18 protein-coding genes and 1 pseudogene are annotated in these 20,627 nt (G+C 68.5%); 8 read left to right on the top strand and 11 right to left on the bottom strand.

The window, feature by feature from the left end:
• Positions 1-17: 17 nt before the first annotated feature.
• The 3 genes from FB390_RS24100 to FB390_RS24090 all read right to left on the bottom strand — a co-directional run bounded on the left by FB390_RS24100 (position 18) and on the right by FB390_RS24090 (position 4,876).
• The gene (locus FB390_RS24100; RefSeq protein ID WP_141810995.1) at positions 18-1,343 is read right to left on the bottom strand and encodes a family 1 glycosylhydrolase; all 1,326 of its coding nucleotides are present in this window, start codon (positions 1,341-1,343) and stop codon (positions 18-20) included.
• Positions 1,344-1,742: 399 nt separating this feature from the next.
• Positions 1,743-2,543 carry a class I SAM-dependent methyltransferase gene (locus FB390_RS24095; protein WP_141810994.1) on the bottom strand — a complete coding sequence of 267 codons (801 nt, stop codon included), beginning with the start codon at positions 2,541-2,543 and terminating at the stop codon, positions 1,743-1,745.
• Positions 2,544-2,653: 110 nt separating this feature from the next.
• Entirely contained in the window at positions 2,654-4,876 is a 2,223-nt protein-coding gene (locus FB390_RS24090) for an MMPL family transporter (protein ID WP_141810993.1), read from the bottom strand.
• 300 nt (positions 4,877-5,176) lie between these two features.
• Here FB390_RS24090 and FB390_RS24085 point away from each other — a divergent pair, with 300 nt between their 5' ends.
• Positions 5,177-5,653 carry a nitroreductase family deazaflavin-dependent oxidoreductase gene (locus tag FB390_RS24085; protein WP_141810992.1) on the top strand — a complete coding sequence of 159 codons (477 nt, stop codon included), beginning with the start codon at positions 5,177-5,179 and terminating at the stop codon, positions 5,651-5,653.
• 6 nt (positions 5,654-5,659) lie between these two features.
• Here the strand turns inward: FB390_RS24085 and FB390_RS24080 are convergent, their stop codons facing one another.
• Positions 5,660-6,532, bottom strand: coding sequence for a LysR family transcriptional regulator (locus FB390_RS24080; protein ID WP_141810991.1), 873 nt, complete (start codon positions 6,530-6,532; stop codon positions 5,660-5,662).
• A gap of 70 nt (positions 6,533-6,602) precedes the next feature.
• Between FB390_RS24080 and FB390_RS24075 the strand changes: the two genes are divergently transcribed.
• Both FB390_RS24075 and FB390_RS24070 read left to right on the top strand, forming a co-directional pair.
• Positions 6,603-7,505, top strand: a complete 903-nt coding sequence (locus FB390_RS24075) for a 4-hydroxy-tetrahydrodipicolinate synthase family protein (protein WP_141810990.1) — start codon at positions 6,603-6,605, stop codon at positions 7,503-7,505.
• An 88-nt stretch (positions 7,506-7,593) separates the two neighbouring features.
• On the top strand, positions 7,594-8,301 hold the full coding sequence (locus FB390_RS24070) for a TylF/MycF/NovP-related O-methyltransferase (protein ID WP_221639356.1): 708 nt from the start codon (positions 7,594-7,596) through the stop codon (positions 8,299-8,301).
• Between the two features lies 1 nt (position 8,302).
• Here FB390_RS24070 and FB390_RS34420 read toward each other — a convergent pair whose 3' ends face one another.
• On the bottom strand, positions 8,303-9,163 hold the full coding sequence (locus FB390_RS34420; RefSeq protein WP_246124184.1) for an HIT domain-containing protein: 861 nt from the start codon (positions 9,161-9,163) through the stop codon (positions 8,303-8,305).
• 49 nt (positions 9,164-9,212) lie between these two features.
• A pseudogene (locus FB390_RS34415) lies at positions 9,213-9,257 on the bottom strand (hypothetical protein); the annotation flags it as partial.
• A gap of 16 nt (positions 9,258-9,273) precedes the next feature.
• On the opposite strand from FB390_RS34415, the gene FB390_RS34410 reads away from it, so the two are divergent.
• Positions 9,274-9,456: a hypothetical protein gene (locus FB390_RS34410; protein WP_246124183.1), complete on the top strand. Its 183-nt coding sequence runs from the start codon at positions 9,274-9,276 to the stop codon at positions 9,454-9,456.
• Positions 9,457-9,574: 118 nt separating this feature from the next.
• The gene (locus tag FB390_RS24055; RefSeq protein WP_141810989.1) at positions 9,575-11,191 is read left to right on the top strand and encodes an FAD-dependent monooxygenase; all 1,617 of its coding nucleotides are present in this window, start codon (positions 9,575-9,577) and stop codon (positions 11,189-11,191) included.
• 88 nt (positions 11,192-11,279) lie between these two features.
• Here the strand turns inward: FB390_RS24055 and FB390_RS24050 are convergent, their stop codons facing one another.
• On the bottom strand, positions 11,280-12,731 hold the full coding sequence (locus tag FB390_RS24050; RefSeq protein ID WP_141810988.1) for an APC family permease: 1,452 nt from the start codon (positions 12,729-12,731) through the stop codon (positions 11,280-11,282).
• Between the two features lie 312 nt (positions 12,732-13,043).
• On the opposite strand from FB390_RS24050, the gene FB390_RS24045 reads away from it, so the two are divergent.
• Positions 13,044-13,787, top strand: a complete 744-nt coding sequence (locus FB390_RS24045; protein ID WP_141810987.1) for an oxygen-binding di-iron domain-containing protein — start codon at positions 13,044-13,046, stop codon at positions 13,785-13,787.
• A 189-nt stretch (positions 13,788-13,976) separates the two neighbouring features.
• Here the strand turns inward: FB390_RS24045 and FB390_RS24040 are convergent, their stop codons facing one another.
• The 3 genes from FB390_RS24040 to FB390_RS24030 all read right to left on the bottom strand — a co-directional run bounded on the left by FB390_RS24040 (position 13,977) and on the right by FB390_RS24030 (position 17,521).
• Positions 13,977-14,519, bottom strand: coding sequence for a GNAT family N-acetyltransferase (locus FB390_RS24040; protein ID WP_185757153.1), 543 nt, complete (start codon positions 14,517-14,519; stop codon positions 13,977-13,979).
• Entirely contained in the window at positions 14,479-16,071 is a 1,593-nt protein-coding gene (locus tag FB390_RS24035) for an amidase (protein WP_141810985.1), read from the bottom strand. Before FB390_RS24035 ends, FB390_RS24040 begins: the two co-directional genes overlap by 41 nt.
• 247 nt (positions 16,072-16,318) lie before the next feature.
• The gene (locus FB390_RS24030) at positions 16,319-17,521 is read right to left on the bottom strand and encodes a site-specific integrase (protein ID WP_141810984.1); all 1,203 of its coding nucleotides are present in this window, start codon (positions 17,519-17,521) and stop codon (positions 16,319-16,321) included.
• Positions 17,522-17,755: 234 nt separating this feature from the next.
• Here FB390_RS24030 and FB390_RS24025 point away from each other — a divergent pair, with 234 nt between their 5' ends.
• Positions 17,756-18,613, top strand: coding sequence for a TIGR03619 family F420-dependent LLM class oxidoreductase (locus FB390_RS24025; protein WP_141810983.1), 858 nt, complete (start codon positions 17,756-17,758; stop codon positions 18,611-18,613).
• 124 nt (positions 18,614-18,737) lie between these two features.
• Here the strand turns inward: FB390_RS24025 and FB390_RS24020 are convergent, their stop codons facing one another.
• A complete protein-coding gene (locus tag FB390_RS24020) occupies positions 18,738-19,955 on the bottom strand; it encodes a pyridoxal phosphate-dependent aminotransferase (protein ID WP_425465878.1) in 1,218 nt (405 codons plus the stop codon).
• A gap of 82 nt (positions 19,956-20,037) precedes the next feature.
• Here FB390_RS24020 and FB390_RS24015 point away from each other — a divergent pair, with 82 nt between their 5' ends.
• Positions 20,038-20,613 carry a winged helix-turn-helix transcriptional regulator gene (locus tag FB390_RS24015; RefSeq protein ID WP_425465877.1) on the top strand — a complete coding sequence of 192 codons (576 nt, stop codon included), beginning with the start codon at positions 20,038-20,040 and terminating at the stop codon, positions 20,611-20,613.
• Positions 20,614-20,627: the final 14 nt, after the last annotated feature.

Genomic DNA, 20,627 nt, shown 5'->3' with positions numbered 1-20,627 from the left:
CACGCCGGGCGGGCGGATCAGCGGGGCACGGTCACCGGATCGGCGCAGCTGGCGAGCGCGTCCACGAACGAGCATTCCTTCGGCAGCCGCGTCGGCAGGTAGTCGGCCGGTACGCCGCCGTGGCTGGTGATGGCGCGGTAGGCCGCGACGGCGTCGGTGGGGCGCCTCGTCAGCGTCGGATCGGTCAGCACGTCGACGGTGTAGAGGCCGAAACGCGGTGTATAGGAGCCCCATTCGTAGTTGTCGGTGAGGCTCCAGTAGTTGTAGCCGATCAGGTCTATGCCGTCGGCCTTGGCGCGCTGCAGCCAGTAGACGGTGTCGCGCAGGTTGTCGGCGCGGCTGTAGGCATCCCAGCGTGGCAGACCGTTCTCGGTGGGCATGCCGTTCTCCACGATGTAGAGCGGCTTGCCGGGAAACGCGCGCGAATAATGTTGCAGCGCATAGTAGATGCCCTCGGGCTGGAGCGGGTTCTTCCACAGCTCGGTGAAGTTCGTCATCCCCGTGAGGTTGTCGGGGGAGAGGCCGTAGTAGTAGTCGATGCCGACGTAGTCCAGCTTCGCGGCGATCTTGTCGATCAGCGGCTTGTTGACCGCGTCCTCGGCGGCCGGGATGTAGGCGACGTTGCTCGTCACCATGGCGCCGGGCTGCACCGCGTGGATGTGGTCGTAGATCGCGTTGTGCGCCCGAGCGATTCGGTCGTGCATGACCGGCACGTCGGCGGGACCGATGCCGCCGTGCCGAAGCTCGTTGATCACGTACATGATCGGCTCGTTGAAGGTCACCCACAGCGGGTCCGCGTGCGCGTACCTGTCGACCACCCGCCTGGCGTTGGCCAGCCAGTCCTCGACGATCGCCGGGTTGCGCCAGCCGCCGCGGTCGACCTCCCAGCCAGGGTAGACCCAGTGGTCGATGGTCAGCATCGGCCGCATGCCCGCGTCGCGGATCGCCGCGATCACGTTGTCGTAGAAGCGGAATCCCGCTTCGTCCCACTCGCCGGGTCGCGGCTGGAGCCGCGCCCATTCGATGCCGATGCGATACACCCGGACGCCGAGCTGGCCGGCCAGCTCGATATCCGAGCGGTAGCGGCTGTGGAAGTCGATGGCGTTCTCGTACGGGTCCTGGGTCTTGCCCTCGGCGACATACCGCGACCAATTGCTGTCCGGCGCATCGCCTTCCGACTGGTATCCGGACGCGGCGACGCCCCACAGGAAATCACTGCCGAACGGCTGCACCTGCGTGGGTGGCGCGGGGCGGGCGTACGCGGGCGCGTTACCGCCGACGACCAGCGCGGCGGTGGTGGCCGCGAGGGCGGCCAGGACGTGGCGGCGACTGGGGGATCGCATCGAACTCCTGTTCCGAATGGGTGGTCGGCGCTCGTGGGCCTCCGGTGTGGGAGGGCACCGGGTCGGGTGAGACCACGGCGAACACTGTAACTGGTCGCCCGTCCGCGTCGGGGGAGGATCGCGGAGTGCCGCAGGGCTTCTCGGTGGGGTAGGGGAGGAGCTGTTCCGGCGGCAGGGACCGCCGTGGAGGCGAGGTCGGCATCAGCGATCTCGGTCTGGCAGGGGTCCGCTGGTCGGCAGTGTCAACGCCACTGGAGAACCCTAATCAACATGCCGCTACGTAGATATGCGCATCTAACTATATAAGCCCACCTTGGCAAAGCAGAACCACGCCTTACGTCAATCACCAAAGATCTGAAAGTGCCCAATCACCAAGCTCTTACCGCAGGGGGCGGGCGATCACTCCGCGACGAGGGCGGTGGCGACGACGTACCCCTTGGGATCGCGCCAGGTGCGCCCGCGGTGATGGCCGAACCAGTCTTCGACGTCGGCGCTGAGATCGGCCAGGATCGCGTCGCGATCGGGGTGGTCGCGTTCGATGCCGCGGCAGCCGAAGATGGCCTCCGCGAAGCGGATCAGCGGTGCGGGGTTGTCGAAGACGAGCGCGTTGTCGCAGCGCTGGACGTGCACGGACCCGAAGATGTCGGACATGAGCCGGGGCAGTGTTTCCGAATCGACGGTGCGCGGCGGGGCGGCGCCGGGTTCGATGCCGTAGCTCGCGGCGTGCGCGTCGACCAGTTCGCTTATGTGCGGGCAGGTTTCGGCGTGGTTGACGACAACCGCGACGGTGCCGCCCGGTTTGGTGGTGCGCCGGAATTCGTGCAGCGCGGCCGCCGGGTCCGGGACGTGGTACAGCATGTGGCGTGCGGTGAGCACGTCGAAGGTGTTGTCGTCGAACGGGATATGGCGGGCGTCGGCTCGGACGCCGCGCACGCCGGGGACGGCCTGGGCGGCGGCGACCATGGCGGGTGAGGTGTCGATGCCGAGCAGTGGACCGCGGTGGCCGTACGCCACGAGGCGAGCGAGGAACCGGGCGTCGCCGCAGCCGACGTCGGCGAGGTATTCCCCGCCGGAGAGGGCGAGTGCGGTCAGCACTTCGCCGCCCGGGTCGTGGGGTTTCTCCGAGTAGCGCTCGTGGGTGTCGATCCGCACCCGTAGCGGCGTGGGATCGGCGTATTCGGCGTCGAGACGGCTGCTCATCGGTGCACGTCCTTCGGTCCGGTCGGCGGTGGTGACGCTCCCTTCTGGCGGTGAGCGTACTCCGCGAGAGGGTGGCGACCGCGCTTTTTCCCGGGTGACTCGGCCGCCGGTCAGCTCCGCGCGGACACCGCTGCCGAGACCGGAGTCGCCTCGGGCACGGCGCGGGCCGGCGGTTCGTCGTCCAGAACGGGTTCGCCGAGGCCGATCTTGCGCTGGATCCGCCGCATCCAGGCGGGCGCCCACCAGCACTTGTCGCCGAGCAGTTTCATGACCGCCGGGACCAGCAGCATGCGCAGGATCGTCGCGTCGATGAACAGGGCCGCGATCATGCCGTAGGCGATGTACTGCATCATCACGAGGTCGGAGAAGGCGAACGCGCCGGTGACCACCAGCAGGATGAGGGCGGCGGCGGTGATGATGCCGCCGGTGTGCGCGGTGCCGACGCGGATGGCCTGGGTGGTGTCGGCGCCCTTGGCTCTCGCTTCGACCATGCGCGACAGCAGGAACACCTCGTAGTCGGTGGACAGGCCGTAGACGATGGCGATGATGAGCACCAGCACCGGGGACATGATCGGCTGCGGTGTGAAGTTGAGCAGCCCGGCTCCGTGGCCGTCGATGAAGATCCAGGTGAGGATGCCGAGCGTGGAGCCGAGGCCGAGTGCGCTCATCAGCGCGGCCTTGATCGGCAGGACGAGTGAGCCGAAGGTCAGGAACATCAGCAACGTCGTGATCAGCACGACCGTGGCGATCATGTACGGCATGCGTTCGAGCAGGGTGTCGATGCTGTCTTCTTGGATCGCGGGCTGGCCGCCGACGAGGAGGGTGAGTCCGTCGGGCACGTCGAGTGCGCGGAGGTAGTCGATCGTGGGGCCGGCGTTGCCGGAATCGGCGAGGGTGGCGCGCATGCGGTAGAGGTCGGTGCGGCCGGGTGCGGAGGCGGGCACGCTGAATTCGCTTGCGAGACCGGGTGCTTGGTTGACCTGGCGGTAGAGCGTGCCGATGGCGGCGCGGTCGTCGGAGAGGACGATGAGCTGGAGCGGGTCGGGTTGGCGTTTGGGGAACAGTTCGTCGAAGTGCTGCTGGGCGAGGCGGGTGGGGTTGTCCGGTGGCAGGTAGGTCTCGCTCATGCCGCCGAAGGCGAGGTTCTTCATCGGGATGATGAGCAGGCAGAGGCCGAGGACGAGCGGGATGGCGACGCGCAGCGGCTTGCGCATGACCCAGTCGGTGGTGCGGCCCCATAAGCCGTTCTCGATCTCGGCGGCGGTCTTGGTGCGGCGGAATCGGCTGAGGCCGAGGCTGTCCACGCGTGGTCCGAGGATGCCGAGGGCGGCGGGCAGGATCGTGATCGCGGCGAGCGCGGCGAGCAGGACGGTGGCGATGGCGCCGTAGGCGAGGGATTTGAGGAATCCCTGCGGGAAGATCAGCAGGCCGCCGAGACTGGCGACGATCATGGTCGCGGAGAAGACGACGGTGCGGCCTGCCGTGCTGACGGTGCGGCGGACGGCGGTGCGGGTGTCGTGGCCGGCGGCGAGTTCTTCGCGGAAGCGGCTGACGATGAACAGGCCGTAGTCGATGGCGAGGCCGACGCCGATCATCGAGACGACGCCGGTGACGAAGGAGTTGACCTCGGTGAAGTTGGTGAATATCCGCATGATGCCGTTGGCGCCGGTGACGGTGAGCGCGCCGATGGCGAGGGGCAGCGCGGCGGCGACGAGTCCGCCGAAGACGAAGAACAGCAGGACGGCGACGACAGGTAGTGCGACGACCTCCATGCGGTGCACGTCGTCGGTGAGTGTGTCGGTGAGGGTGCCCGCGATGGGTTGGAGTCCGGCGATTTGGATGTCGACGCCGGGAATGGGGAAGTCGTCCTTGACCTTTCGGTAGTTACGGACCATCTCGGTGTCGTCGTCGCCGCGGATGGCGATGAGGACGAAGGCGTGGCGGCGGTCGTCTCCGGCGAAGAGGGGTCCGCTGGCTTTACCGCTTTCGGTGGCCCAGTAGGCGCCGTTGATGCCGGTGATCTCGTCGGGGTGGTCGCGGGTGAGGGTGTTCAGGTGGTCGACGACGGTGCGGCCGAGTTCGGGGTCGTCGACGGTTTTGCCGTCGGGTGCGGTGATGAGCAGGACGACGTCGGATTCGTGGTCGCGGCCCCACGCTTCGTCGGCGAGGCGGCTTGCTCGGGCGGATTCGGCGGTGGGGTCTTCCAAACCGCTGGAGCTGAGGTGGTTTTCGATGCCGATGCCGTAGCCCGCGAGTGCGAGCAGCCCGGCGATGACGATGCCGAGTACGCCGAAGCGGTATCGGTGGACGAGTTCCCCCCATCGCGCGAACATCAGCGGTCTCCGCGGGGGCAGGGGTGGGCGTGGGTGGCCGGGGTCGGTCGGTGAGCCGATCCTGCTGTGCGGAAGACCAAGGGGCCGTGTCCTTTCCGTGGGAAATCGTGGATGTCTGTCATCGAAAATACAGACGGTGGTGAAATGGCGACGTTTAACTATTGAATTTCCCGGGTCCGTTCGCACATCTGTGCGGTCGATGCCGGAGTTTCGGTGTCGACCGGTGCGCGTGCGGTGTGAATTGGACCGCTTCGGCGCTCGCGGCCGGACGCGGCCGCCGCGGCGTGGCACCATGCGGTTATGGTCTCGAATCCGTTGCCGACTCTCGCCAGGCGCCTCGCGCAGCAGCGGTGGGTGATGCGCACGGCGCCGCTGGTGCTGCCGCTGGAACGGTTCATCCGGTGGGTGACTCGCGGGCGGTTCGGCGTGCTCGATCTGGTGGGGCTGCCGTCGATCGAGGTCACGGTCGCGGGACGCAAGACGGGGATGCCGCGCACCAGGTCGCTGCTGTACGTGCCGCGCGGCGCCGATTTCCTGGTGATCGGGTCGAACTGGGGCAGTGCGAAGCATCCCGCGTGGTCGGCGAACCTGCGTGCGGCCAGTACCGCGACGGTCGGGCATCGGGGTGAGCGTTTCCCGGTGCGGGTCACCGAGATCACCGGTGTCGAGCGCAAGCGCGTCTGGGATCTGGCCGTGGAGTTCTGGCCCGGCTACGAGATGGAGTACGAGCTGTCCGGCGGCCGCGAGTTCCGGATCTTCGAACTGCGCCGGGAGTGAGCGCGTTCAGTTCAGCGCGGCCCGCACGGCCGTGGAGAAGGCCGAGACTGCGGGATGCCTGCCCGCGCCCGCGCGGCACGCGATGGTCGTGGTGCGGGCGATAGGAAGCCGGACGAGACGCACGCCGGATGGGGGTTCGGTGGCGCTCAGTTCGGGGACGAGGGCGACGCCGTGTCCGGCGGCGACGAAGGCCAGCACGGTGGTGAAGTCGTCGACCTGGTGGTGGATGCGCGGGGTGAATCCGGCGGCTTGGCAGGCGCGCAGGGTCATGGTGTGGCAGCGGGTGCCCGCAGTGGCCACGATCCAGGGTGCGTCGCGCCAAGTGTCGAGCGTCGCGCCGGGGGTGGCGGTGTCGGCGGCGAGGAACATGGCTTCGCGGTAGAGCGGTTCGGTGTGCACGCCGGGTTCGGGCGGGAACGGGACCAGGTCGTAGTCGTGGACGAGGGCGACGTCGAGTTCTCCGGCGCGCAGCGCGGCGGCGACGCGAGCCGGATCCAGTTCGGTGACACGGGGTTCCAGGCCGGGGTGGGCGGCGACGAGCCTGGTGAGGGTGTCGGGGATGAAGGCCTGGGTGGCGCTGGGGAAGGCGCCGATGCGCAGCGGTCCGGTCAGTCCGGCTCTGGCGTCGGCGAGGTCGGCCTCGGCCTCTTCGAGCCGGGCGAGCACCGCGTCGGCGTGTGCGACGAGGGTATGTCCGGCCGGGGTGAGCGTGACGCGGCGTCCGGTGCGCTCCAGCAGGGCGACGCCCGCTTCGCGTTCCAGCGCGGTGAGTTGCTGGGAGACCGCCGAGGGGGTGAACGCGAGCGCCTCGGCGACGGCGGCGATGGTGCCGCGCCGGGCGAGTTCCCGCAGCAGCCGCAGCCTGCGCACGTCGAGCATCAGTTCAGCTTACGCTCAGCAGTACAAATGCGAACTGGTTCTTAATCTCTCGGTGCGGCACGCTGGCGATATGCACCGATTCCGAGGGATTTTCGTACCGCTGGTCACGCCGTTCACCGATGACGGCGCCGTCGCGTGGGACGCGCTGGAATCGCTGGCGCGCGACGTGCTCGACGCGGGCGCGGCGGGGCTCGTGGCGTTGGGCACGACCGCCGAGGCGGCGACGCTGGATGCCGAGGAACGGCGCGGGGTGATCGAGGTGTGCGCCACGGTGTGCGCGTCGACCGGCGCGCCGTTGATCGTCGGGGCGGGCGGCAACGACACCCGTGCCAGCATCGCCGGGCTTGTCGAGCTGGCGGCGTGGCCGCAGGTGGCCGCGGCGTTGGTGCCGGTGCCGTATTACACGCGGCCTTCCGAGGCCGGGGTCGTCGCGCACTACGCCCATCTCGCGCCGAGTTCGCCGGTTCCGCTGATCGTGTACCACATTCCATATCGCACCGGTCGTTCGTTGAGCGCGAGCACACTGCGGGAGCTCGCGGCCTTGGACGGTGTCGTGGGTGTGAAGTACGCGGTCGGCGGTGTGGACGCCGACGCGGTCGAGTTGCTCGCCGATCCGCCCACGGATTTCGCGGTGCTCGCCGGGGACGATGTGTTCCTCTCGCCGCTGCTCGCGTTGGGCGCGGCGGGCGGTATCGTGGCGACCGCGCAGCTGGCGACAGCGCGTTTCGTGACTCTCGAAAGCGCTTGGCGTACTGGTGATCTCGGCTCCGCACGGGCGATCGGCGCGGAGCTGGCCGGGGTGGCGACGACGGCGTTCGCCGAGCCGAACCCGACGGTGATGAAGGGCGTGCTGCACGCGCTGGGACGCATTCCAAGCCCCGCGGTGCGGTTGCCGCTGTTGCCCGCCGCGGCGGATTCGGTGGATCGGGCGCTGGCCGCGCTGGCCGCGGTGCCGGAGCTGGTCGCCCGGTAGGCCGGTCGACGTCGTTCGGCGTCGCTGGAGATAGCCGATTGCTATTCTGGCGGGGTCCGGTGTGGGAACCGCACGAGCGGAGGGCGTTGTGCACGATCGTCGCGGCGCGTTGCAGGAGTACTTGTTGCGGACCCAGCCCAGGACCGTCGATCGGGGGCGGATGACGATCGTGGAGCGTGAGCTCGTCGGCGTGGTGCGCGCGGGCGTCGCGGGTGCGGTGGTCGAATTCGGTTGTTACCGAGGCGGAATGACCGCGTGGCTGCGCGCGGTGCTGGACTCCGTCGGCGCGGACCCGCCGGTCCATGCCTACGATTCGTTTCGCGGGTTGCCCGCGCCGGGTCGCCACGACAGCGCCTATCTGGCCGAGGGGGAGTTCGCGGCCTCGGTCGGTGAGGTGGTGACGCTGCACGAACGGTTCGGCCTGCGCCGCCCGCACGTGCACGCGGGCTGGTTCGCCCACACCGTGCCCGAACAGTTGCCCGCCCGGATCGCCTTCGCCTACCTGGACGGTGATCGATACGAGTCGACGTTGCTGTGTCTGCGTGCGTGTCTGCCGCGGCTGGCGCCGGGCGCGGTTCTGGTCTTCGACGACTACGCCGATCCGGCCTCCCCGCCCGATCGCGCCGTCGCCCAACCCAAAGCGCCGGGTGTCATGAAAGCGTGCGAGGAGGTCTTCGGCACACCGCTGGCGGTCAGCGTGGTCTCCGCCGACCCGACCTGGACGCTGGGCGTGTACCGGCACGCGATCCCGCCGACTGTCTCCACGGCGGCCGTGACGAGCGAAACCGTGCGCTGAGTCAGGACGGTGTCGCCATCGCGGCGCGCAGTTGCTCCGCGAGCTCGACGGCTTGGGCGTGCGTCCACGGCAGCACGCCGTTCTCGGCCATGAGCGCGTGGAACTGCTGCTCGCGATACGGGACACCCGGTGGCAGCGGTGCGATGTGCCAGTGCAGGTGCGAATTACCTTGGTGGCTACCGAGACTCAACAGGTAGGTGCGCTCGGTGGGCACCACGGCCTCCACCGCGCGCGTCACCCGGTGCACCAGTGACATGATCCGCAGGAAAGCGTCCTCCGGCAGGTCTCGCACGACGTGCTCGAGATGGCGCTTCGGTGCGACCAGGACGGAGCCGAACAGCGTCGGATAGCGCGACAGGAACGCGAAGTTCTCCTCGTCCTCGGCGATCACCTGCTCGAGGTCGGAATCGTGTTCGCCCGCCACGATCGCGCAGACGAAGCATGGCGATGATCGGACGCGCTGGACGTAGGCGTCCACGTCGAAGGAAATGCGTTCCACCCCAACGATTCTGTCGAAGTGGACTACCAGGTGAGGACAGGTTCGACGGTCTGGGCGTTCGGGCGCGGGTCGCAGGGCGTTGAGCACCGCGCCCGCGCCGGTCTGGAATCCGCACCCGAGCGGCGCGGTGATGACCGGATCGGTCGCGGGATCGGCGACGACGGTGTTGTCCGGGGTGGTCAGCGCGTAGCCCGCGAAGCTGGACTGTCCGAAGAACTCGCCCCGCACCTGCGTCGCAGCCGCGATGACGCGCGGTGAGCGGTTGTCGCGAGAACCGAACTGGTTCACCGCGATCGAGCGATGGCAGTAGGCGCAGCCGCCGCAATGCCGGAAGGTCAGCACGACGTGATCTACCGGCCGCACGGTGGTTGACCTCGGCGCCGACCGCCTCGACCACCCCGGCGCCCTCGTGCCCGAGCAGCGGCGGCCGGGACGGTCCGCCCGCGGCGCGAGCCACGAGGTCGGTGTGGCAGATGCCGACGGCCTGCACACGCGAGGGGCTGATCACCACCGACTTCCAGCCCGTCACGCTCGTCGTCGTGCTCACCGATCTGGTCCGCGCCGCCGTGCAGGCCGCGCGGGCCGACGACCCGCACTGCATCGCCGAACGCCGCGCGGCGGTGGTGCCGGCCGCGCGGCGTCTGGTCGCTCCGTAAAGACGCGCACCGACCGGGTTGGATGCTGGGTGTTTGCCGTGAACCGGAGTGGGGCGTGGGCGACCGGGCGTAGACTCGCCGGATCGCTCCGTGAACATCCACTGCGAGGTGATGTCACATGGTCGACACAGAGGTGCTCGTCGTCGGCGCCGGTCCGGTCGGACTGACCGCGGCCATCGAATTGGCCCGGCGCGGGGTGCGGTGCCGGATCATCGACGCGGCCGTCGAACCACCGCGCTACGCCAAGGCGGTCGGTATTCAGCCACGCACGCTCGAGATCTTCGAGGGCATGGGTGTGCTGCGCCAGGTCCTCGACTCATCGATCCTGCTGCGCGGCCAGATCGTCTACGTCAACGGCGCCGAGGTCGAGCGCGTGGCGTTGACGCTGCCCGCCGACATCCCGTACCGGTTCGTCGGGCTGCCGCAATACGAGACCGAACGGATTCTGCGCAAACGTCTGGCGACCACCGGCACGCGCGTCGAGTCCGGCACCACGCTCACCCATCTCGAGCAGGACGATTCCGGCGTGCACGTGGTGCTCACCGACGAGAAGGGGGAGCGCCGGGTGCAGGCGCAGTATCTGATCGGTTGCGACGGCGCGCACAGCGTCGTGCGCAAGGGGTTGGGACTCGGCTTCGAAGGCGCGGCGTTCGCCGAGCAGTACATGCTCGGCGATGTCGAACTGGACTGGTCGATGCCGCGTGGGTACGGCATTCGATCGATGCACCGGACCGACGGGGTCACCGACGATCTGCTGGTGTGCATCCCGCTGCCCGGCAAGCGCCGATACCGGGTGTCGATGCTGGTGCCCGAGGAACTCGCGACCGCGCCGAGGAGTGGTGAAGCCGTCGAGCACGGCTTCGAAAGCGATCACCCCCCTGAACTGCACCACATCCAAGCGGTGCTCGACCGGCTCGCGCCCGAACCGGTCACCGCGTCGAGCCTGCGCTGGTCGTCGGTGTTCCGCATCAGTCACCGCATCGTCGATTCCTATTCGCGCGGAAGGGTTTTCGTCGCCGGGGACGCCGCCCACATCCATCCGCCCACGGGTGCGCAGGGCATGAACACCGGCATCCAGGACGCGCACAACCTGGCCTGGAAGCTCGCGCTGACCCTCGGCGGCGTCGGCGCCGCCGATCTGCTCGCCAGTTACGACGCCGAACGCCGACTGGTCGGGCAGGAGGTGGTCGGCCGCACCGTGCGCAGCGCGCGCGAAGGCATCGGCGCGGGGGAGAGCGACCCGGAGTACGTCATCCGCAGGGAAGCCCAACTGCTGATCGATTACTCCGAAAGCCCGCTGATCAGCCACGCACCCGACGACCAGTCCGGCCCGCGCCCCGGCCACCGCGCCCCCGACGCGGCCGGTCTGACCCGTGACGCCGTCGCCTACCCGATCCGCCTGTTCTCCCTGCTCGGCCGAACCGACCACACCGTACTGCTCTACCTCGACGACACCGCGGGCCCCGACGCGCCCGCCACCGTATGCGCCCTCACCGACGCCGCGCGCCGCGCCACCCACGGAAAAGTCGACCTCTACGTGATCACCGCCCCCACCGCCGAGCCCGACGCCTCGGCGCCACCGGTCATCCGCGACCGCGACGGTGACTTCGCCCGCGCCTACGGCGCCAAAGGCTTGTCCGCCTATGTCGTTCGGCCCGACGGCTACCTCGGCTTCGCCGAACACGACCCCACACCCGAAGACCTGACGAAGCACTTCGCGCAGATCTTCCGCTGAACCGCACCTGTCCGGGAAACCTCTGTGCCGCAGGGCAATCGGAATTCGACTTCGGGTGATCGGCTCGGCGACAGGCTGATGCGCTCGGTCAGTGCTCGAAGACGCTCACGTCGCCGGGCTCGGTCTCGAGCGCCTCGCGGTCGAAGATCAGCAGAGCGAGAAAGAACAGCCCGCCCGTGAGGAGCAAACCTGCCACGATCAGCACCGGGACCAGCGCGTCCTCGGGAGTCACCAGCACGAACAGCGCGACGGCCGACCACAGCAGGGCGGCGATCGCGACGGGAAGCTCGAAGCGCCCGAGGTCGAAGGCGCCCTTCCTGCGGTCCAATCGTTTGCGCACCGTCAGGTAGAGAACGACCGTCGAGCCGTAGATGAGGGCGGGGAGGATCGTCGACGCGGTGATCAGCTCCAGCAGGGCATCGCCCGGCAGCGCGACCATCAAGACGACCCCCACGCAGAGGATGAGGATCGTCGCCGGGACCGGCGTGCGCGTGCGCGGGTCGACCCGCCGCATCAGCCGGTGAGCGGGGAAGCGTGCGTCGCGCGACATCGCGAAAACGAGCCGCGAGCAGGCGGCCATCACCACCATCCCGGCCCCGAAGAACGAAAACGTGATGGCGACCAGCAGGATCCGTTCCATCACCGGACCGAGCTGGTCGCGCATGATCGCCGCGACCGGCGAACCGCTGGCGCTGATCTTCGGGATGTCGTCGATCGCGACGGTGAGTGCGATCACGAACAGCAGTCCCAGCACCCCGGCCGCCACGACCGACCCCACGATCGCGCGCGGGACGCTGCGATAGGGATCCTTGGCCTCCTCGGCCAGGTTCGCCGCGGCGTCGAAACCGACGAGCGTGCCCAATCCCATGATCATCGCGATCATCAGCCCACCGCCGACCGCGAAATAGTCGGCGGCGTCCTCGGTGACACCGCGCGAGGTCAGGTTGTCGGTCGTGCCGTTGCCGGTGACCGCCACGGCGACGACGAGCGCGATCGCCACCACCACGACGAGCACCAGCTCCAAGCCCACCGCGGTCGCGTTGATCATGCTGACGATGCGCGTCGAGGCGATGGCCAGCACCGCTTGCACGAGCAGCACCGCGAGGGTGATCAGGCGAGCGGTGCCCTCATCCGGCCGCATACCCAGCAGCGGCATGAACGCCTGGCTGGCCAGCGCGTTGTCGACCGCCACAACGGCGACCGCCAGATAACAGAAGGTCAGCCAACCGAACCCCCACCCGATCTTCGGGTTGGCCAACCGCGAGGCCCACTGATAGGACGAGCCACTGAGCGGGATGCGCGCGGCGAACTGCGCCACCACCAAGGCCACCAGAACCTGCCCCACCGCGGCCGCGATCCACAACCAGATCCCGACCGGTCCCGCGTTCTGGAGCACGTCGTCGTAGGTCGCGAAGATGCCGACCGCCACCGAGATGAACGCGAACGAGATCGCGAATACCTGGAACGGGCCCAGCGTCCGTTTCAGCTCCTGCTGGTAGCCACCGGCCTCCACCGAGCTCTCGCCGGTCTGCGCGGGCATGCCGGCCTCCGCCACCTCGATCACCTCACTTCTCTCGGAAGGAGCCCCGCCGACCTGGCAGCCGACGAGCCGAATAGTCGTCCGAATTTCGCTGGTGATTTCGTGCTCGGGATACGGATGAAACCCTATTCTCGCGCGCTCGACTTCGGAGAATTTCCACGCCTGCCCTCGAGTGGTGTATCGATGACCCGATCGCGAAACCGGGTCGGACGCCCTTTTCCGTGAGCTGCCGGTGCCGCGATGGTGTCGTGAGTAAACTGCGAGGTTGCGCATGGTTTTGAGCGGGGGTCGGCACTAGCACGGGATCGAGTCATGCAAACCCACACCGACGAAATCGCCGACGGCATCTATCGCATCTCCACCTATATTCCGGAGATCGGACCGACCGGGTTCACCTTCAATCAGTTCTTCGTCGACGCCGACGAACCGCTGCTGTTCCACACCGGCATGCGGGCGCTGTTCCCGCTGGTCTCCGCGGCGGTCGCGCGGATCCGGCCGGTCGAGCAGCTGCGCTGGATCACCTTCGGTCATGTGGAGGCCGACGAATGCGGGGCGATGAATCACTTCCTCGCGGCCGCACCGCAGGCGCAGGTGGCGCACGGGCTACTCGGGTGCCTGGTCTCCATCGACGATATGGCCGACCGGCCGCCGCGCCGGCTGGCCGATGGGGAGGTGATCGACCTGGGCAATCGGCGGGTTCAGCATTTCGACACACCGCACGCACCGCACAATTGGGAGGCGCGGGTGCTGTACGAGCAGACCACCGGCGTGCTGTTCTGCGGTGACTTGATGACGCAACTGGGCAACGGTCCCGCCTTGACCGACGCCGACCTGGTGGAACCGGCGACGGTCGCCGAAGACGTCTTCCACGCGACCTCCCTCGGACCGGCCGTGCCCGCCGCCCTGCATCGGCTGGCGCAGCTGCAGCCGACCACGTTGGCGATCATGCACGGTTCGAGCTTCAGCGGGGACTGCGCGACAGCGTTGCGTGACCTCGCGACGGTCTACGAGGACCGGCTGAACGAGCAAGCCCCGAGCGGCGAACCCACGGACTGAACGTCGAAGGTTCGAGGAGTGAGCATCGTTGGCGTCCGACCTGGTTCATGGTCGTGCGGGCGATCGCCGGGGTCGTGGCGGCGTTGATCGTCGTGCTGGTGCTCTTGGTCGTCTCCGGGTACGACCTGGACGCAGGCCAGGGCGGACCCGGCGTGTAGTTGCCGCCGATACCGTTGCGCGCCAGCGCTTTCAGCTGCCGAGCGTGCACGGGCCGTCGTCAACGGCGCGCCACACGGTCTGCGGGCGCGCCGGTAGGGTGAGGCGCATCTCGAATTCCAGGCGCGCGTCATCGGAGGAAATGGCGCCCGCGACGCCGGTGCGGCGGAAACCGTGGCGGTGGTAGAGGCGTTCGGCGGCGATGTTGCCGTCGGAGACCTCCAGCTGGATGCCGAGGTAACCGGTGGCGGCGGCCCAGTCGATGACCGAGCGGACGAGTAGGTCGGCCACGCCGGTGCCACGGGCTTCGGGTGCCACCCACATCGAGATCAAATGTGCGACATCGCTTTCCGCGACTGCGCCGACGGTGCCGAGGTCGTGATCACCCGCGGTGGCGAGGAACTGAGTGCGGGCGGCGAGCAGCTCGCGCCAATCCTGATCGGTGCGAGCCCGCGCCCAGGCAAGTGTGGAGCCGAAGGCGTAGGGGGCCTCGGCCAAGGCCAACAGTCGGATGCGACGGAAGCGGTGCCAATCGTCAGGGCCGAGCTGGTGGACGCGGACCGACTCGATATCCATGGCGACGATCATCCCCGACCGCGGGCCGGTGTGAACCGGTGGCGTACCCCTCCGGCCGGCGTCGCTCGGCGGGTTGCCCCGGCGCTTCTGGTTCGCGCGTAGGCGACGGTGCCTGGAAGCCGCCGATCTTCTGCTCGAGCAGTTCGGCGAGCCGCAGCGGGGTGCGGTCCTCGTACATCGGACCGATGAGTTGCACTCCCACCGGCAGGCCCTCGGGGGAGCGGCCCGCGGGTATAGCGGTGGCGGGCAGGCCGGGCATGGTGGCCACTCCGGCCCAGACGAGCTGGTCGAAGTACGGGTACTCGACGCCGTCGATGTCTATGTGCCGGTTCTCCAGACCTCCGTTGTGGTTGTGCGGGAAGGCGGGAGTGGGCGTGATGGGGCACACCACGGCATCGAACTCGGTGAATAGCTGTCGCCAGCCGTGGCGGTGGAGTTCGCGGCGGTTGTTCGCCTCGACCCAGTCGCGGTGGCTGAGCACCATGCCGTGCAGCCGCGCCGCGTCGAGACTCCGGTCGTCCGCGCTCAGGGCGGCGGCCTGGGTCCGCAGCTGTTCGTACACGTCGACGGAAAGACCCGCGGCGGCGTTCGACAGCATCAGCAGCATGTAGAGCGTCGCCGCTTCGGTCGGATCGGGCAGCAGCGGACTGCGTCGTTCGACGCGGGCGCCCTCGTCGACGAGCGCCTCGGCGACCCGGTTCACGCCCGCGCGCACCGCCGATCCGGTCGGAATGAGCGGATGGTCTTCGATGATCAGGACACGGAAGTCGGCCAGCCGCTCGTGGCGCGCGGGCGGCAGTGCGACGTCGTAGGCGACGCCGTGGGTCAGCGGGTCCGGTCCGGCCATCACGTCGAGCAGGAGTGTGAGGTCGCGGGCGGTGCGCGCCATCGGACCGACAACGGCGAGGTCGAGGTCGACCGGCAAGGCCGGCGCGGGCGGCGCGACCATGCCGCGGGTCGGCGCCAGCCCGAGTGTCGGCTTGTGCGCGTAGATGCCGCAGAAATGCGCGGGAGTGCGCAGCGAACCGGCGAGGTCGGAGCCGATGGACAGCGCGCCGAAGCCGGACGCCAGGGCCGCCGCCGAACCGCCGGAGGACCCACCCGACGTGCGGCTGTGATCCCACGGATTGTTGGTGGTGCCGTAGATTTCGTTGAAGCTCTGGATATCTCGCAGCGTCAACGGCACATTGGTCTTACCGAGGATCACCGCGCCGGCGGCTTCAAGCCGCGACACCTGTACCGCGTCCTCGGTCGGTACGTAGTTCGCGTGCTGCGGCATGCCCCAGGTCGTGGGCAGCCCGGCGATGTCGTAGGACTCTTTGACCGTCATCGGAATGCCGAGCAGCGGCCGGTCCTCGCCGCGAGCGCGCGCGTGATCGGCATCGCGTGCTGCGGCCCGCGCACGGTCGAAGTCCGGTACACAGATCGCGTTGATCGACTTGTCGTCGCGCTCGATACGGGCGATCGCTTCGTCGGTGAGTTCCACCGAAGTTACTTCACCGGCACGCAATGCGGCCGCGAGCTCCTCGGCCGACCGAAAATTCCACTCCATGAATTCGACGGTATGGGTCTGCCGCGGCGGACATAAAATGCCGCATCGCGCAAACGGGAAAGTCGAACGGTTCGAATCAACGCACTCGTTCTGTCATATCCCAGGTCACGGTGTCGGCATAGCCGACTCGATGTGCACAGGCCATGTAAGGCCGCTTCGCACAAGAGGATAGAAGTCACAATGGCTACCGCGCTCATCGCGAGAATGTGCAGTGTTGCCTTCAACGCGATTGATCGCAGTTGACGGATCACAGGCCGAGTTTGGTTACGGCATTGTCTTCCAACGGATTCGCGGTGCGGATATAGCCGTGCACGGTGCGCGGGTTGGACCAGCGCCCCTGGCGCATGATCTCGCGGTCACTGGCGCCGCCGAGAGCGGCCTGGGTGGCGAAGCCCGCGCGTAAGGAGTGTCCGGAGAAGAGGTTCGGGTCGAGGCCGGCGCGCGCGGCGTAGCGTTTCACGAGTTCGGCTACGGCGCGACCGGACATCGGGCGGTCGCCGATGCCGCCGTGGCGAGTGATGGTGGGGAACAGCGGCAGGTCGGGGTGCTGGGCGAGGGGTGTGCCGGTGAAGGCGTGGCAGCGGTGGATGCGGGGGTCCGGGGCGGGTGCGGCACAGTGGTCGCGTAATGCGAGCGGGCCTGCGGCCGTGTGGATTTCGAGGAGTTGAACCCAGGCGGCGTAGGCGCAGACCGGGCAGGTGTGGGGGCGTTGCCCGCGCGGTAGGGCGACGCGCTGTTCGGCGGCGCCGGTCGGATCGGTCTTGGTGGTCGGCAGGTGCACGAGCAGAACCGGTTCACCGGTCGCGTGATCCACGCTCACCCGGACGTCGGCGACGCGCAGCGCGGCCAGTTCGCTACGGCGCAACGCGCCCGCGAAACCGATCAGCAAGACCAGTGCGTCGCGACGGCGGGCGGGTTCGGCGGGCCAGCCCGGCTCGGGCAGACCGGCGAGCAACTGATCGAGGGTGTGCAGCAGGATCGGACGCTTGCGCGACGGCGGGGTACGGCGAGTGCGCCGAATACCCCGCAGCGTCAGCCGGACCACATCGGAGCGGGTGGGGGAGGGCAGTCCATTGGCGGCATGCACCGCGGCGATCGCCGCCGACTTGCGCTCCAGCGTGGCCGGACCGAACGCCCACTCGCCGTTCGGGCGTCGCGCGTCGGCGGCGGCCGCCAGATAGACCGCGACATCGAGCGCGTCCGCCGGAAGCGCCTGACGCCCCTCGGCCGCGCACCATCCGGCCCACGCGATCCAATCGGCGCGGTAGGCGCGCACCGTGTTCGCCGACTGCGACGCCTCGAGATACCGGCGCAGCGAACCGGCCTGGACATCGTCGAAACGCTCGCGCACCAACCGCAACGCCGCCGCGTCGACGAGCACGCTGCGCACACCGCGCCGCAACTCGCTGCGCACCACCTCCGGCAGCGCGACGACACTGTCTTCCCTCACGCGCCACCACGCAGAACAGACTGCCGCCGATCGAAATTCATCACCCCAGCCTATGCGCTGCACCCGGCCTCGCAACGCACCCGGTACATCGTGGCGAAACGGGTTCTGCCACACCCTCGGGAACCGTTCGAAGCCGCCGTCGAGGCAAGGGAATTGTCGGTTGCGATCGGAGGTTGTGCACGCGGAGAACTGTGCAGCCGCCCGAACGGATTTCGGGCCGGAAGGGATTCGGGTATGAAGTTCGCGGTCAGTTACAGCAGCGCCCATTTCGGCACCGATCCGGATCGGATCGTCGCCTACGCCCGCCACGCGGAGGCATGCGGATTCGAAGGCCTGTACCTGCCCGAACACCTGGTCCTGTATCCGGGCGCGCGACTGCACAACTTCGAGGTCCCGCCGACCCTGCCGTTTCTCGACCCGCTCGACACCCTCGCCTACGTCGCCGCGGCGACCGACCGGCTCTTGCTCGGCACCGGTGTGCTGCTGCTGCCGTATCGGCACCCGGTGGTGCTGGCCAAGCAGCTGGCGACCATCGACGTGCTGTCCAAGGGCCGGATGCGTTTGCTGACAGTGGGATTGGGTGTCGTCCCCGAGGAAGCCGCGGCGACAGGCGTCGACTTCCGCGCCCGCGGGCGACGCGCCGACGAAGCGATCGATGTGTTGCGGCTGCTGTGGGCGGGCGGTGCGGAGGGCGTCAGCTTCCACGGAGAGTTCTTCAGCTTCGACGACCTCGTGCAGTACCCCAAGCCCTACAACGCGACGACACTTCCCATCCACGTCGGCGGATCGAGCAAGGCGGCCGCCCGCCGGGTCGGCCTGCGCGGGGACGGATACTTCGCCGGTGGCGCGCTGGTCCCCCAAGAGCGAATGATCCAATGGGAGCTCGCGCGCTCGACGGCCGAGGAAGCCGGAAGGGACCCGGACGCACTCGAATACACCCGCTGGAGCGGCATCGACATGACCGACGAACGCCTCGCCGCCTTCGCCGAGCAGGGCGTCACCCGGGTGGTCGTCAGCGCCACCGCGCCGGACCCCGCCGAACAACTCGACGAACTGTCACGCTTCGCCGAACGATTCATCGCAAATAGCTGACCCAGGCGCCCTGGTCGGTTCCGCGAAAAGGCCTGCACCACAACGAATAAGCCTCGTGACGGCCGCTGCGAGCGAGCGACCGCCGAGGCCACGACCACCGGGCGAGTCCTGCGCGCCTCGACGATCACTGCCGATACGTCGCCAGGAATCGCCCGATGCGTTCGATGATCGCTTCGAGGTCGTCGGCGTGCGGCAGGGTGACGATGCGGAAGTGGTCGGGCCGGTGCCAGTTGAACCCGGTGCCCTGCACGATGTGCAACTTCTCCTGGAGCAGCAGATCCAGCACGAATTGTTCGTCGTCGTGGATCGGGTACATGTCCAGGTCGATGCGCGGGAACGCGTAGATCGCGCCCTTTGGCTTGACGCAGGAGACACCGGGAATCGCGTTGAGCGCTTCCCACGCGCGGTCGCGTTGCTCGCGCAGCCGTCCGCCGGGCAGGACGAGATCGTTGATGCTCTGATGCCCGCCGAGCGCGGCCTGAATCGCTTGCTGCGCGGGCACATTCGCGCACAGGCGCAGACCCGCGAGCATCGTCAGGCCCTCGAGGTAGTTCTCCGCGTGGTGGGTGGGGCCCGACACCACCAGCCAGCCGGACCGGAATCCGGCGGCCCGATACGCCTTGGACAGACCCGAGAACGTCAGGCACAGCAGGTCGGGGGCCAGTGCGGCGGTCGCGGTGTGGGTCAGCTCGTCGTAGTGGATCTTGTCGTAGATCTCGTCGGAGAAGACCACCAGATTGTGGCGGCGGGCGATCTCGAGGATCTCGCGCAGCACCTCCGGCGGATAGACCGCGCCGGTCGGGTTGTTCGGGTTGATGATCACGATCGCGCGGGTGCGGTCGGTGACCTTGGCGGCGATGTCGTCCACGTCGGGGAACCAGTCGGCGGACTCGTCGCAGACGTAGTGCACCGGACGTCCGCCGTTGAGCGTGGTCGCGGCCGTCCACAGCGGGAAGTCCGGCGCGGGAACGAGGACCTCGTCGCCGTTCTCCAGCAACGCCGTCAGCGCCATCATGATCAGTTCGGAGACGCCGTTGCCGAGGAACACCTCCTCGACATCGACATCGTCGACACCGAGGGTCTGGTAGTACTGCACCACCGCTCGCCGCGCCGAAAGCAAACCCTTGGAGGCGGAGTAGCCGCTCGAGGCGGGCAGTGTGCGGACGATGTCCTGCAGGAGTTCCGCGGGCGCCTCGAAACCGAACGGCAGCGGGTTGCCGGTGTTGAGCTTCACGACGTGGTGGCCCTCGGCTTCCAGTCGTGCGGCGTGCTCGGCCACCGGGCCGCGGATCTCGTACGACACGCCAGAGAGCTTGCTCGACTGCTTGACCTGCATGAACATCCCTTTCAGTGCGATTGCCGCACACTCTACTTGGTTTTTCCAAGTATGCACTTGGATTTTCCAAGCGATTCGTTACAGTGGGATGGTGCCACGCCGAAGCTATGACCACTTCTGCGCCGTGAGCCGCGCACTCGACGTCGTGGGCGACCGGTGGAGTCTGCTGGTGGTCCGCGAACTGTCCTCGGGCCCGCGCCGCTACAGCGATCTGTTCGCCGACCTGCCCGGCATCAGCACCGACGTGCTGGCCGCCCGGCTCAAGGACCTCGAGCGTGACGGCATCCTCACCCGTCGCCGCGTCGGCCCCCGTGCGGCCACCGCGGTCTACGAACTCACCGAAACCGGCCACGGCCTGCGACCCGTCCTCGACGCGCTTTCGGCGTGGGGCGCACCGCTGCTCGGCGAACGCGGCGCCACCGACGCCGTGCGCGCGCACTGGTTCGCCCTCCCGCTGGGTCGCGCGGTCGCCGAGCTGATCGCCGAAGGCGTCGTCACCGTCCACATCGGCGAGACGACCTTCCACTACGTGGTGACCGGCGCCGGAATCAGCCACCACGACGGCCCCGCCGAGGCCCCTGACCTCGAACTGCACCTCGACCTGGCCGCCGCGACCGAGGTGGTCATGGGCACGCGCGCCCTGGCCGCGCCGGTGAACAGCTAACCGCCCGCCGAACG

Source organism: Nocardia bhagyanarayanae (assembly GCF_006716565.1).
GTDB lineage: Bacteria > Actinomycetota > Actinomycetes > Mycobacteriales > Mycobacteriaceae > Nocardia > Nocardia bhagyanarayanae.
Note: the sequence above shows the minus strand (reverse complement) of the source record. Positions and strands in the feature narration are given on the sequence as shown.

Excerpts from the sequence above, each read along its gene's own strand:
- FB390_RS24020 (WP_425465878.1), bottom strand. The coding sequence starts at position 19,955 with ATGTTCATGCAGGTCAAGCAGTCGAGCAAGCTCTCTGGCGTGTCGTAC.
- FB390_RS24100 (WP_141810995.1), bottom strand. The coding sequence starts at position 1,343 with ATGCGATCCCCCAGTCGCCGCCACGTCCTGGCCGCCCTCGCGGCCACC.
- FB390_RS24015 (WP_425465877.1), top strand. The coding sequence starts at position 20,038 with ATGGTGCCACGCCGAAGCTATGACCACTTCTGCGCCGTGAGCCGCGCA.
- FB390_RS24080 (WP_141810991.1), bottom strand. The coding sequence starts at position 6,532 with ATGCTCGACGTGCGCAGGCTGCGGCTGCTGCGGGAACTCGCCCGGCGC.
- FB390_RS34410 (WP_246124183.1), top strand. The coding sequence starts at position 9,274 with ATGCCGACGGCCTGCACACGCGAGGGGCTGATCACCACCGACTTCCAG.
- FB390_RS24040 (WP_185757153.1), bottom strand. The coding sequence starts at position 14,519 with ATGGATATCGAGTCGGTCCGCGTCCACCAGCTCGGCCCTGACGATTGG.
- FB390_RS24075 (WP_141810990.1), top strand. The coding sequence starts at position 6,603 with ATGCACCGATTCCGAGGGATTTTCGTACCGCTGGTCACGCCGTTCACC.
- FB390_RS24050 (WP_141810988.1), bottom strand. The coding sequence starts at position 12,731 with ATGCCCGCGCAGACCGGCGAGAGCTCGGTGGAGGCCGGTGGCTACCAG.
- FB390_RS24090 (WP_141810993.1), bottom strand. The coding sequence starts at position 4,876 with ATGTTCGCGCGATGGGGGGAACTCGTCCACCGATACCGCTTCGGCGTA.
- FB390_RS24035 (WP_141810985.1), bottom strand. The coding sequence starts at position 16,071 with ATGGAGTGGAATTTTCGGTCGGCCGAGGAGCTCGCGGCCGCATTGCGT.
- FB390_RS24045 (WP_141810987.1), top strand. The coding sequence starts at position 13,044 with ATGCAAACCCACACCGACGAAATCGCCGACGGCATCTATCGCATCTCC.
- FB390_RS24085 (WP_141810992.1), top strand. The coding sequence starts at position 5,177 with ATGGTCTCGAATCCGTTGCCGACTCTCGCCAGGCGCCTCGCGCAGCAG.
- FB390_RS24025 (WP_141810983.1), top strand. The coding sequence starts at position 17,756 with ATGAAGTTCGCGGTCAGTTACAGCAGCGCCCATTTCGGCACCGATCCG.
- FB390_RS24095 (WP_141810994.1), bottom strand. The coding sequence starts at position 2,543 with ATGAGCAGCCGTCTCGACGCCGAATACGCCGATCCCACGCCGCTACGG.
- FB390_RS24055 (WP_141810989.1), top strand. The coding sequence starts at position 9,575 with ATGGTCGACACAGAGGTGCTCGTCGTCGGCGCCGGTCCGGTCGGACTG.